We start from the raw sequence: 11,858 nt of genomic DNA, 5'->3' as shown, positions 1-11,858 counted from the left end.
ATAGCGGCTAGGTTCGCGCGCTCCCATAAATTAGAGGATTGCTTCACATCCCCCCCGAGCGCAGGGATTGTCTGCTTACAATGAGTGCCGCTCCAAGGCGTCGCCCATGCGGCGGCGCCGCGCGCAGCGAGACACGAGACAATCGCGCTCAGAACGACAAGCAAAAAGCAGCGAACAAGACGTCAAAAAAAGCGGTAGATGCAGTGCCCATCCAAGGGAGGATGACAGCATGGACTACGACTACATCATTGTCGGCGGCGGCTCGGCCGGTTGTGCGTTGGCGGCGCGATTGGCCGACGGTGCACCGGGCAGCACGATCGCGCTGATCGAAGCGGGTCCGCCCGACAACAGCTTTCTCGTACGGCTGCCGCTCGGTCTCGCCGCATTGGTGCCGTTCCGATCGCGGCGCAACTATGGCTATCGCACAACGCCGCAGGCGGGGCTGGCCGGACGTCAGGGCTATCAGCCGCGCGGACGCGGTCTAGGTGGCTCGAGTTCGATCAACGCGATGATCTACACGCGCGGTCACCCGGACGATTACAACGCGTGGGCGCAGGCCGGCTGCACCGGCTGGGGATGGGACGACGTGCTGCCGTACTTCCGTCGCAACGAGAACAACGAACGCGGCGCGGATGCCTGGCACGGTACCGGCGGCCCGCTCAACGTTGCCGATCTGCGCACGGTCAATCCGTTCTCGCAACACTATGTCGACGCGGCGCGCGAAGCCGGGTATCCCGTGAGCGACGACTTCAACGGTCCGCACTACGAAGGCGCGGGCATCTATCAGGTGACGCAAAAAGACGGGCAGCGCTGGAACGCCGCGCGCGCCTATCTGCAAGGAAAATCACGCGCGAATCTTCATGTCATCACCGATGCGCTGGTGCAGCGCGTTGTCTTCGATGGCAAGCGCGCGACCGGCGTCAAAGTGCAACGGCGCGGCGCGCTGGAGACGCTGCGCGCACGCGCTGAAGTCGTGCTGAGCGCCGGAGCGTTCAATTCGCCGCAGTTGCTGATGTGCTCCGGGATCGGCCCCGCCGAACACTTGCGCTCGCATGGCGTGGAGGTGCACGTCGATGCCCCGGGTGTCGGAGAGAACCTGCAGGATCACATCGACTTCATCATCAACAAATACGTGGCGCATCGCGATCTGGTCGGCTACACGCCCGCGGGATTGTGGCATCTGCTCACGCAAGGGCTGGACTATCTGCGCGAGCGGCGCGGCCTGTTCGCCAGCAACGTGGCCGAAGCCGGTGGCTTCCTCAAGAGCGATCCGTCGCTGGCACGCCCCGATTTGCAGATGCACTTCCTCGTGGGCATCTGCGACGACCACAATCGTCGTCTGCATCTGCGGCGTGGCCTGTCGTTGCATGCCTGCGTACTGCGTCCGAAAAGCCGCGGACGCGTGACGCTTGCCAGCGCCGACATGCGCGACGCGCCGCGGATCGACCCGGCCTTTCTGCAAGCGCAGGAGGACGTCGACACGTTGCTGCGCGGGGTGCGCGTGATTCGTCGGATTCTCGCAGCGCCGTCGCTCGCGCGGTTCGGCGGCGAGGAGCTGCACAGCCGGGGCATCGAGTCGGACGAAGCGCTCACCGCGCTGATCCGTGCGCGCGCCGACACCATCTACCACCCGGTCGGCACCTGCCGCATGGGCAGCGATGCGGCGTCGGTCGTCGATCCGGAACTGAGGGTTCGCGGCGTGGAAGGTTTGCGCGTGGTCGATGCGTCGATCATGCCCACGCTCATCGGCGGCAACACCAACGCCCTGTCGATGATGATCGGCGAAAAGGCCGCGGACCTGATGTTGTCCGGCGCGGGTCGATTGACGCAGCGCGTTGGATCGGCATCCGTCGACACCGCGCCGCACGCACCAGCGACGTTAGCCGCCCGGGCGCAGCCACAGATCTAGGAAAGGCTCGCCCCACAGCCGGCTCGCCACCGCGCCCAGGCATAGCCAGGGACCAAACGGCAGCGGCTCGCGCAACGCGCGGCCGCGCCACACGCCGAGGCCCGCGAAAGCGAGCGTGGCCGCCACCGCGCCGAAGGCCAGCATCAGCGGCGTGCCGATCCAGCCCAGCCATGCCCCACACGCGGCGACGAGCTTGACGTCGCCGCCGCCCAGTCCGTCGACACCGGTCAGCGCCCGGTACGCGCCCGCCATCGCCGCCATGACGCCATATCCCAACGCGGCGCCAAGCACGGCGTCGTCGATGGGCAATGTCAGGCCCGCGACGCTGCCCAGCAAGCCCGCCCACAGCAGCGGCAACGTGAGCGCATCGGGCAACAACCGCGTATCAATGTCGATCAGCGCGAGCGCCAGCAGCGCCGCGCCGAAGCCGCACCATGCCAGCATCGCGAGGTACTGCATCGAAGGGACGAACGCCCACGCGAGCGTTGCGAACATGATCCCTACGGCGAGTTCGACAAGCGGATAGCGCAGGGAAATCGCCGCGCGGCAATTCGCGCAGCGGCCGCGCAGGAGGACAAAGCCTAGCACCGGGACGTTGTGCCGCGCCGCGATGCGCGTCTCGCAACGCGGGCAGTGCGATGGCGGCCACGCGAGGTTGAAGGCGGGCACGACCGGCGGCGCCTCGCCCGCCCACGTCGCGGCCTCCTGCGCCCATTGCCGCTCCAGCATGCGCGGCAGACGGGAGACGACGACGTTCAGAAAGCTCCCGACGAGCAGCCCCAGCATCGCCATCGCCGCCACCACCGCTTCGCGCGGCAGTGTCCGAAAGTCATTCCCAACGTTATCGATGAGCAACGCCATCATCAGAACATCGACTCCGCGTACTCACCCGCCGCGTGACCGATCTGCAACATGCCGCCCACGGTGAAGATGATCGTCAGACCGACCAACGCCATCAGCACCGAGCGTAGCGCGGCAGATCGCGCCTTGACGCGCTCCGCGACTTCCTCGATGGTCATCAGGCCGATCTTGCGAATGCCGGCATCGAAGTTGGTGCGTCCCGAGTATTCGACCAGACGATCGAAGACTTCCTCGTTGAAGATGCCGGTATCCATCGCCTTGACCATGCTTCGCTCGCTCTTGAGCGACGCCCGCATGCGCAGCAAATGCGAGCGCATCCAGGGCGAGGCGCCCGCGAGCATGAGCGACACGGCGTCGAACACCGACGTCTTTGCGCCGGTCAGCGCGGCCAGTGACACCAGAAACTCCCCGGCGCGCACGTCGCGATACACGGCATAGGGGCCGAAGTTCTCGACGCGCTGCCGCATCGGCCCCGTCCATCGGCTCAGCGACAGCAAGACCGCCACCACGATCACGACCGGCACGCCATAGAGCAATGGCCACCAGTTCGCCACGAACCCGGACACGATATACAGCCCCGCGCCCACGAGGGGAAACATCTCCGGCGGCATGATCTCGGTCATGATCGGCATCATGCCGTAGGCCACGCCCAACTGGATCGCGGCGAGCAGCACCGACATGAAGATCGGCAGCACCACGGCACCGGCGATCGCCGCGCGCGTTTGCTGCTGCAGGGTAACGACCCGCGCCAGAAAGCGCAGCGTGCCGGCCAGATCGCCCTTTTCTCCGGCGGAGATCACGATCAGGTCTTCGTCGGGAATCGTACCCTGCCACGACTTGCGCAGATTCTTCGAGCTGGCGCGGTCGCGCCATATGGCATAGAGCGGTGCCATCGGGTTGCGCCGCTCCTTGGCGCGCGCATATCGGCGGGAAAACAGTTCGAACGGATTGGCGCCGTCCTCGATAGCGTCGGCGAAGTCGCTGTAGAACTTCGCACGCATCTTGCGAAAATGACGCTTCGCCCGGCTCAGTCCCGGGTACGGATCGCGCGCTGGCGACAGCTTGGCTAGCAGATGATTGACGGCTTCGAGCATAGGCATTTGAAGAGCGTTTCAAACCAGTTTCGTGACAACGGCTCACACACTCGCGAGTCGGCGTGGTGGCTGCGGCGACGTGGAGCCGCCCTTCCATAGCTGGAATTTCTTGAGCTTGTAGAACGCCGCCTCGATGTCCTGCGGATCGATGCGGCCCTGCGCCATCTTGTAGATCGCATGCTCCATCGCCGACTTGCCGCACATGACGGGGCTCGTGAGATCGCCGTCGTGGTACGCGCGCCAGTGCCGCTGCGCTTCCCAGAATTTCGACTGCCGCAGCAGATCGAGCAATTCCTCGGTCACCTCGCACACCTCTGCCACGACCGTCTGCCCGGCCGTGCCCCGTCCCTTGCAGTGCGCGCACCCCGGCCCCGCCACACACACGCGCGCCGTGTCGATGCCGAGGCCACCGATCACGCCCAACGTCATCTCGTCAAGCTTGCCGACAGCCGGCAACTTGCAGTGATCGCACAGCACTGGAATCAGCTTCTGGTACACCATCGCGGTAAGAAAATTGGGGGAGGTCACGGCGGCGACGGGCATACCGATCTCGTCGCTGATCAGGCGCGGAATAATGCCGAAGGCGCTCGACGCGTGCACGGTCGAGAGCACCTGATGCCCCGTCTCGGTCATCGATTTTGCGAACGAGCCGGTCTCGACGTCGCGGATCTCGCCGGGCATGAGCTTGTCCGGATCGCCGCGCAGCAGCACTTTTGCCGCCGCGCCGAAAGCCGATTCGCCGTGACCGTCTTCGGCACGCCGCTGAATCGGGATCTGCGTCACATGGGGCTGGATGTACTCGACCGGATCTTCGATGGAGAAGAATTTCTTACCCGCATCGCGCTCGTACATCATCATGGTGCGCAAGGTCGTCGACTTTCCCGAGCCCGTCTCGCCGGCGATGATCGTCAAGCCCGGGCTGCGATACACGGCGTTCTCCAGCACCTCGACCTGATCGTCCGAGTAACCGAGTTCGGCGAGCGTCATGACATCGTCGTCGACCGCCTCGTTGACGAGCAGCCGAAGCACGACATCGACGCCGCGGTTCTCCTTGATGCTCTGCAGGCGAAGTTGATACTTGCGATTGCGCAGGTTCAGGGGAATCGAGCAGCTCTGGTGCTGATCCTCGTCGAAGTGATTGTGGCTTCGACTGCTGGGGTCGGCGCGCGAATTGTAGGCCGCCGACACCGCGTCGAGCATCGCGTGATAGTCGCGCGACAGGCGATCCAGCTCGCTGGTGGCCCGCAACTTACCGTGAATGCGCATGCGTACACGTACATGCTGACCCTCGCGGAACTCGAAATGAATGTCTGACGCCCGTGCGTCGATGGCGCGCTCGATGATCAGATCGAAATTTCGGTAGGCGCCGGTCCGCTGCTCCTCTGTGCGTGCGCCGGCATCGCCGTTCTGTTGCAGACGCGACTGCATGAGCAGTATTTCTTCCGTCGTACCCACATAGACGCCTTCAAGATCGAGCCGATGCGTCGCGCGTACCGCTTGTTCGAAACGCGAGAGCAGATCGGAGCCCTGCATGCGCACAAACGTCGTGTGCTCGAGCAACACCAGGAACAGACGCGGCTTGATGGCCACGAGCACCAGCGACCCGTTCTCGGCGCCCGCCAGGGTGATGCCTAGATCCTGACGCCAGCCCTGCGTTTGGATGTCTTCCAGGCGAAGGTCGGCAATCGGTCGTGCGACGGCGCCGCCGCGCGCGTTGACGCGCGAAAAGGCGGCTTGAAAGCGGTCAGAAATCGTTGCCATCGCGTCGCCCTGGTGAGCCCTGTCTTGCGTTGCTCGTGGGTGCCGGGCCCATCGCGTTGGGCAACAGCAGGCGACGTGGCTTGCCGCCTCGCGCCACGTCGACGAAGTCGCTGCCGATCTTCACCACCCGCCAGTCGCCGAACCGGTCGCCGTCGCTCACGTTGTAGCCGAAGCGGCCATCGACGCGCAAATAGGCCACTGTGGTCTCGTCGACGCCGTGAATGAAGAGCAGCTCCGGCGGCACGTCGGGCGCCCCCCCCGTCGCGGGCGGACGCTCAGCCCCTTTCGCCTCGCTCTGGGCGTCCGCGGCTTCCTGCGACGACTTGAGGTGGGCGCGCGCAAAGGTGTCGATTGTCTCGGCGGCACGCGCGGGCACGATCGACATCGGCAGCGACAATATTGCGGCCGTCGCGACCCCTGCGATCAGGCGAAGCTTAGTGGACATAGTAGGTTCCTTGAGCGGAGAAGACGGGTTTGGTGTCGTCGATCACGATCGTCAACTCGTGCAACGACATGTTGCCGGCGCGCATCATCAAACCGGCCACGGAATCGACGAACGCCAGGTGCCCGGCCATCTTCCACTCACCCTTGGCGATCGGCGGCGGCACATCGCTGCGTCCCGCGACCTCCGGCGGCACTTTGACGAGCGGCTGAGGCATCGAGAGCGAGATGTCCATGCCGTAGTCGCCGAGCGATTGCAGGCGGGCACCCGCCGTACGCAGGAATTGCGTGCGCGGCACAGGCGTCACACGCGCTTCGCCGTCATCGGGATCGTCTTCGTCGTCGGCAAGCGTTTGCGTGACAACACCGGCCGTCGCGGCGACGGCGGGCTTCGACATCGGCGCGACGGCGTCGACGGGCGTCATGGACTCCGTCGCGTGGTCGAGATCGACGATCTTCGCGTTCGGACGTTGCGAGAGGAGCAGATCGAATGTGCCGCCCTCCTGGCGCTTCCACTGAATCTCACAGTCCTGCGCGTTGCACGAAATGGCGGCGGGACGCCATCCGCCCGCGTTCGCCGGCAGGGCCTGAATCGTGTATTGCAGTCGACGCGCATACGACGCCCCCGCCGAGAACGGCTCCGCGGCGATAGCGCGCGCAAGCGCCTGCTTGTAGACGTCGACCGGATCGACCCGATTGGCCGCCGCGCGCTTCGCCTGCTGCATGCCGTCATACCAGGACCACCCCCACGCCCCGGCGCCACCGACGAGACAGAGCGTGACGAGTGCGATGGCCGCGATTTTCAGTTGCCGCGCCGGCAAGGGCTTGCGCACCGCCTGAAGACACGCCTCGCGCGACGGTTCCTGATCGACCTGCTTCGCGATATCGTCGAGCGTGAGCGCCACGTCGGCAACGCCGAAACTCAGGGGCGCGACGCCGGCAATCGTGATTTCGCCGTCGATCTCGGCGGCCCATTGCTCCAGCCGCGCGCGCACGTCGGACACCGGCACCACCAGATCCAGTTCCGGACGGTGATCGCGCAGCGTGACGAGGAGCGTTGCCGCGGCATTGTCGGGATCTGGATGCAGAAACGCGACATTCGGCGCCTCGACCATCGCACCGAGTACGGCGCCCAGCGCGTATCGCTCCGGCGTGCCTTGCCCCTTGATGGCCGGGTCCGTTGAAAACAGGCCAACGGTGCGCGTACCGGCGCCGTCGTCGGCCACGGCGAAGTGCGATGCATCCCGGCTTCTGGCAAGTCCACGGATCTCCGTGGCTTCCTTCTGCAAGCCGATCAACGTCTCCCACTGCCCACCGACGACGAGATGGTTGGACAATATGCGCGTCATGTCACACGCCCTCGGTCAGTTCCGGCGAAATCAGGATGACGACTTCCTTGACCTGCTGACGCGCCTCCTTCGTGCCGCCTTCGTAATTGAAGATGCCGTCGCGATCGGTCGAATCGTCCTTGCGGCGGAAGCCGCTGAGCACCAGCGTATCGCCCGACTTGAGCGATGCCCGCTGCATGGTCTGGATCGACGCCGTGATCGGCAACTGCATAAAGGTGCCCACGCCGAGACCGTCGTCGCCGCTCCCGCGACCGCTCTCGCCCTGGCCGCCAATGCCCACCTGCACGCCATCGGTTCCGATTTTCGCGCTCACGTCCGTGCCCGAGCCCTCTCCGGCGCCCGCGTTGCTGCCGCTCGGCGTTTCCTTGCCCGTGCGCAGATTGATCTTGTCGAGCTTCCTGAGGTCGGACATGTCGATCTGCACCTGCAGCATCACGCTTCGGTTGTCCATGAGCGTGGGCAGCAGATTCATCACGAAACCCGTGGTCAGCACCGACTGTTCCGCGGTCACAACGGCTTGTCCGCCGTAGTTGCCGGGCGTCATCTTCGTTTGCGCGACGAAGCCCTGATTCTGAGTGACGGCGACCGGCGCCGGCTGATTGTTCAGCGTGACGACCGTGGTGTCGATCACCGTACTCACGCGCCCCTGCTGGCTGAGCGCGCGAATAAAGGCGTTGGACCCCTTGAAACGGCCGGTATCGATCGTTCTGAGCTGCATCCCACCTTTGCGCGACATGAGCGAACCGCCGGCTGCGGGGCCCGCCAGGCCAAGCGTGATGCCGCTCGCCGCCTGATACACCAGATCCCAGTCGACGCCCGTGGCCGAATTCTCCTCGAGCGAGACCGAGTACACCCGCACGCGCAACTTGACCTGACGGCCGAGCACCGCGTTCTCCGCGTCGATATAGCTCGCCACCCGCTCAATGACGTCAGCCGAGTCGCTCACGACCAGCGAACTCGTCACGACGGACGGCGTGACACGTCCGCCCTCGGAGAGCATGTCGCTCACCGTCTTGACGAGATCCGACCAGTAATCGAGTTCGGACTCCACGCTCACGTTGGCGTCGGCGTTGAAGCTCAGATCGACGCCGCCCGCCGAGCCGCCCGCCCCGCCAGCGCCCGAGGCGCCTCGACTGGCCTGCATTTGCGACGCCTTGCCCACCGACGCCCGATACGACGAACTGCCTGGCATCATCTTGATCTGGAAAGTGCGCGTGACATACCGAGCGAAATGAACGACGCCGTCACGGTAGGTCCAGTGCGTTCCCGTTCGAAACGCAATGGTGTCCAACAGCCCCGACAGCGTGCCGGTATATTGCAGCGGCACGGTCGGCTCGCCCGTGGCGGCGCAATTGAGCTGGAAGAGATTTGCCGGGCTGCCGCCATTGCCGCCACGATTCGCGGCGCGCGGGCCGCCCCCGCCGCTACCCGCGCCGCTGCCGCCACCCGCGGCGCACGACACGTCCGAGGCCAGGCGGATGGTCAAGCCGTTGCCGCGTGCCACCTGGGCCAGCACGACCGACATCGGCAATGGCGCGCCAGTCGCGAAGCGCACGTTGCGCTTGAAGAAGTCCGGCAACGCTATCGAGGCGTTGATCGGGACGGAACGCTTCGCCAGCCACGCCCCCTCAACGTGCTCGATGGCGCGAATCGGAACCGCCGCATGCGTGTCGAACGCCGATTGCGCGTTCGTCTGCACCTGCGAAACGTTGGCGTCGGTCTTGGAGAGCATGCCGGGCGTGCCGCACGCCGTCAGGAACGTAGTGGCGCACAACACGCCAAGTCGCTTACTCATGGATTACCGCTTCCGTGATGAAGGCTGCGCCGGGGGGGAGCGCAACGCTTGTTATTGTGTGGCGTGAACGACGCGCAGCACGCGGTTGGCCTCGTAGACTTTCACGCGAATGGGAGCATCGGTGTTCTGCAACGAGACCACGACCTGCTCGACGATGCCCAGGAAGTCGCCCGTGAAGGTGGCGGGATACTCGATGGGGAAGTCGCGATCGATCTCCCAGGCGAGTTGCCAGCCGTGCGCCTGCAGGTAACGCGCAAGCGCCACAGAGACGCGGCCGTCGCCCGGCGACATGAGCAGTTCGAGAAGCTCGCGCACTTCGACCTGCGCAAGCGGCTCCGACGCGGCGACGGCCGGCGATGGCGACACGGCCGATAGGGGCAATGCGGGCAATGCGGACGTCAAGCCCCCCTCCGGCAGTGCATCGTTCGACGGTGCCGTGTCCAGCGCACTCGCGAACGATGGTGGCGGCGAGACCGCCGCCCCTCTGCCGGACATCAACGGTTTATGACTGGCGAAGGCGATCTGCAGATCGGGCGATCGAGGCGCCTCTCGAAACTTCTCGACAGCGACCGCCGTACTCGACCAGACGGTTGTCGCGATAGCCGCGGTCAGCACGCTTTTGATAGGCATGGTTTCCTCACGTCGAATTCAATGCCGAAATGCCGGACTGGGTTCGATCATCCGATCAGGAGCCGCTGATGGTGAATTCGAGCTTCGCCTTGGTCAGGTCATTCTTCTGGGCCGAGTCTTCTCCCCCCATATTCGAGGATTGGCACGCGGTCGCCAGGTTGCTCATCTCGAAGGGCTTTTTCAAATTCTTGAGATTCGCCCCGTTCACGGTGACGGTCGCGAAATTCGAGTGCAGCGTCGTCATGAACTTCTGACATTGATCGCTGGGAACATCCTCCGACGTCACCTGCACCCCGAAATTCGGCCCGTCGTTGATCTTGGTCGTGATCGGCGTCATTTTCAGGGTGCCGCCGAAGCGATTCAGATATTCACCGGCTGTACCTGCCGGAGACGGGGTAATCGAGCCGAACAAACCCATCTTGTCCATATCTTGCGGGTTAGTCTTGGCCGTCAGTTGCCCGGAAAGCACGGCGTTCTGAATCGACACCACGGCCATCTGCCAGTCCTTGATCTCCTGGTTCACGCGCACGGAGTTCATCAGCCTGGGCACACCCACCATCGCCCCGGCCATGATCAGCCCCATGACCGCGACGGCGACGGACAACTCGACCAGCGTCACACCGCGCTGGCCGCGCTTGATCCACCGACCCTTCATCTTGTTTTTCATTTGCACGAGTGCGCCCTCGTTCACTTGCATGTCCATACCCCTCTTCCTGAGCAAATCGATTGGGAAAGCCGCGCGCCTTTGCGGTGACATCCGTGCGCTGCGACAGGGGCGATTTATGCCTGAACACCCGGCACCGCGTTATCGCGTGTTATCCGAATTTTTCGCAAATTGACAATTCCGGGGGGCAGGAAAGCCCCCATCTGCGTGCCAATTTCGATAAGTCGCTGTCTATCGCCAAACGGCGAACAAGCGTCCTGGAGGAAGTTCAGCGCAAGGAGGGGCAAGGATCGACGCGAACGAGTGTTGCGTCAGGGGTCGTCGTGGCCGTCAGAATCGGCCCAACCGCAGCAAGAGTATTCCCAACGTCGCGTGCCGACGTCATCATTCAGCGGTTTCACAAGGCGCGTGGCGCGCCTGCGTACGCAGATCGGGACGGTGACGCAACGCGCCGTGGAAGACCGGACGCACAGCGGATTTGCGCCGCTCGCCGCCGAAAACGCGACGCCGGACGCGTCAGCGCACCGCAGTCATTCCACCTTCATGCCCGCGAGTTCCGGTCGTGCGGGCGGGTAGGACAGATTCAGATCGGTCAGCGCCTGCGCCAGCAACTCAGCCACCATCAGGTTGCGGTGACGTTTCGAGTCGGACGGCACGACGTACCACGGCGCGTGTTCCGTCGACGTGGCCGCTAGCGCCGCCTCGTAAGCCTTGGTGTAATGCGGCCAGAAGCTGCGTTCCTTCAGATCGTTCAGTTCGAACTTCCAGTGCTTGTTCGGATCGTCGATGCGCTCCTGCAAGCGCTTGCGCTGCTCGTCGGACGAGATATACAGGAAGCACTTGACGATGCGCGTGTGGTTGTCAGCCAGCAGACGCTCGAAGTTGTTGATGTGCGTGTAGCGTCGCTTGCACTCGTCGGCGTCGATCCAGTCATGCACGCGCGTGATGAGCACGTCTTCGTAATGGCTGCGATTGAAGATCACCAACTCGCCCGCCCCCGGCACGACGCTATGGACACGCCACAGAAAGTCGCGCGCCAGTTCCGTGGGCGTGGGCGACTTGAAATTCGCCACGCGAATGCCGAGCGGATCGACGTTCTGGAACACCGCGCGAATGGTGCTGTCCTTGCCGCTGGTGTCCATGCCCTGCAACACGAGCAGGACACGTTGCCGGCTGTTGGCGTGCAGAAGCGTCTGCAACTCGTCGAGCTTGAGCGCCAGCTCGGCCATGCGCGCCTTGTCGTCGCCCTTGCTCTCGCCGGTAAATGGCGTATCGGCCGGATCGTAATCCGACAGGTCGAGCTTCTTGCCGAGCGGTACGCGGTATTTCTCGAACATCGCCAACTCCTCGTGAC

The 11,858-nt window shown here is 64.4% G+C and carries 10 protein-coding genes; 1 reads left to right on the top strand and 9 read right to left on the bottom strand.

Features of this window, described 5'->3' with window-relative positions:
* Positions 1–229: 229 nt before the first annotated feature.
* The gene (locus PCE31106_RS00860; protein ID WP_150562080.1) at positions 230–1,909 is read left to right on the top strand and encodes a GMC family oxidoreductase; all 1,680 of its coding nucleotides are present in this window, start codon (positions 230–232) and stop codon (positions 1,907–1,909) included.
* On the opposite strand, the gene PCE31106_RS00855 is transcribed toward PCE31106_RS00860, so the two are convergent.
* From PCE31106_RS00855 to PCE31106_RS00815, 9 genes are all read right to left on the bottom strand, one after another.
* Complete coding sequence (locus PCE31106_RS00855; protein ID WP_254440872.1) at positions 1,880–2,773, bottom strand: prepilin peptidase; 894 nt, start codon at positions 2,771–2,773, stop codon at positions 1,880–1,882. The genes PCE31106_RS00860 and PCE31106_RS00855 overlap by 30 nt on opposite strands.
* On the bottom strand, positions 2,773–3,870 hold the full coding sequence (locus PCE31106_RS00850; protein ID WP_150562079.1) for a type II secretion system F family protein: 1,098 nt from the start codon (positions 3,868–3,870) through the stop codon (positions 2,773–2,775). Before PCE31106_RS00850 ends, PCE31106_RS00855 begins: the two co-directional genes overlap by 1 nt.
* A gap of 36 nt (positions 3,871–3,906) precedes the next feature.
* Positions 3,907–5,625 carry a GspE/PulE family protein gene (locus tag PCE31106_RS00845; RefSeq protein ID WP_150562078.1) on the bottom strand — a complete coding sequence of 573 codons (1,719 nt, stop codon included), beginning with the start codon at positions 5,623–5,625 and terminating at the stop codon, positions 3,907–3,909.
* Complete coding sequence (locus tag PCE31106_RS00840; protein WP_150562077.1) at positions 5,609–6,070, bottom strand: hypothetical protein; 462 nt, start codon at positions 6,068–6,070, stop codon at positions 5,609–5,611. The genes PCE31106_RS00845 and PCE31106_RS00840 overlap by 17 nt, the downstream gene beginning before the upstream one ends.
* A complete protein-coding gene (pilO2, locus tag PCE31106_RS00835; protein ID WP_150562076.1) occupies positions 6,060–7,415 on the bottom strand; it encodes a type 4b pilus protein PilO2 in 1,356 nt (451 codons plus the stop codon). Before pilO2 ends, PCE31106_RS00840 begins: the two co-directional genes overlap by 11 nt.
* 1 nt (position 7,416) lies before the next feature.
* A complete protein-coding gene (locus PCE31106_RS00830; RefSeq protein ID WP_150562075.1) occupies positions 7,417–9,210 on the bottom strand; it encodes a secretin GspD/PilQ domain-containing protein in 1,794 nt (597 codons plus the stop codon).
* A 51-nt stretch (positions 9,211–9,261) separates the two neighbouring features.
* Positions 9,262–9,840 carry a toxin co-regulated pilus biosynthesis Q family protein gene (locus tag PCE31106_RS00825; RefSeq protein ID WP_150562074.1) on the bottom strand — a complete coding sequence of 193 codons (579 nt, stop codon included), beginning with the start codon at positions 9,838–9,840 and terminating at the stop codon, positions 9,262–9,264.
* A gap of 55 nt (positions 9,841–9,895) precedes the next feature.
* A complete protein-coding gene (locus PCE31106_RS24135) occupies positions 9,896–10,495 on the bottom strand; it encodes a type 4 pilus major pilin (RefSeq protein ID WP_302476041.1) in 600 nt (199 codons plus the stop codon).
* Between the two features lie 539 nt (positions 10,496–11,034).
* On the bottom strand, positions 11,035–11,841 hold the full coding sequence (locus PCE31106_RS00815; protein ID WP_150562072.1) for a polyphosphate kinase 2 family protein: 807 nt from the start codon (positions 11,839–11,841) through the stop codon (positions 11,035–11,037).
* Between the last annotated feature and the right edge of the window lie 17 nt (positions 11,842–11,858).

Origin of the sequence: Pandoraea cepalis (assembly GCF_902459665.1) — a bacterium.
In the GTDB taxonomy this organism is placed as follows: Bacteria; Pseudomonadota; Gammaproteobacteria; order Burkholderiales; family Burkholderiaceae; genus Pandoraea; species Pandoraea cepalis.
The sequence above is the reverse complement of the archived record's forward strand: the minus strand, read 5'-3'. Positions and strand labels throughout refer to the sequence as shown.

What these genes read in the sequence shown, in the direction of transcription:
- PCE31106_RS00855 (WP_254440872.1), bottom strand. Translation starts at nt 2,773, where the DNA reads ATGATGGCGTTGCTCATCGATAACGTTGGGAATGACTTTCGGACACTG.
- PCE31106_RS00850 (WP_150562079.1), bottom strand. Translation starts at nt 3,870, where the DNA reads ATGCCTATGCTCGAAGCCGTCAATCATCTGCTAGCCAAGCTGTCGCCA.
- PCE31106_RS00840 (WP_150562077.1), bottom strand. Translation starts at nt 6,070, where the DNA reads ATGTCCACTAAGCTTCGCCTGATCGCAGGGGTCGCGACGGCCGCAATA.
- PCE31106_RS00860 (WP_150562080.1), top strand. Translation starts at nt 230, where the DNA reads ATGGACTACGACTACATCATTGTCGGCGGCGGCTCGGCCGGTTGTGCG.
- pilO2 (WP_150562076.1), bottom strand. Translation starts at nt 7,415, where the DNA reads ATGACGCGCATATTGTCCAACCATCTCGTCGTCGGTGGGCAGTGGGAG.
- PCE31106_RS00845 (WP_150562078.1), bottom strand. Translation starts at nt 5,625, where the DNA reads ATGGCAACGATTTCTGACCGCTTTCAAGCCGCCTTTTCGCGCGTCAAC.
- PCE31106_RS00830 (WP_150562075.1), bottom strand. Translation starts at nt 9,210, where the DNA reads ATGAGTAAGCGACTTGGCGTGTTGTGCGCCACTACGTTCCTGACGGCG.
- PCE31106_RS00825 (WP_150562074.1), bottom strand. Translation starts at nt 9,840, where the DNA reads ATGCCTATCAAAAGCGTGCTGACCGCGGCTATCGCGACAACCGTCTGG.
- PCE31106_RS24135 (WP_302476041.1), bottom strand. Translation starts at nt 10,495, where the DNA reads ATGAAGGGTCGGTGGATCAAGCGCGGCCAGCGCGGTGTGACGCTGGTC.
- PCE31106_RS00815 (WP_150562072.1), bottom strand. Translation starts at nt 11,841, where the DNA reads ATGTTCGAGAAATACCGCGTACCGCTCGGCAAGAAGCTCGACCTGTCG.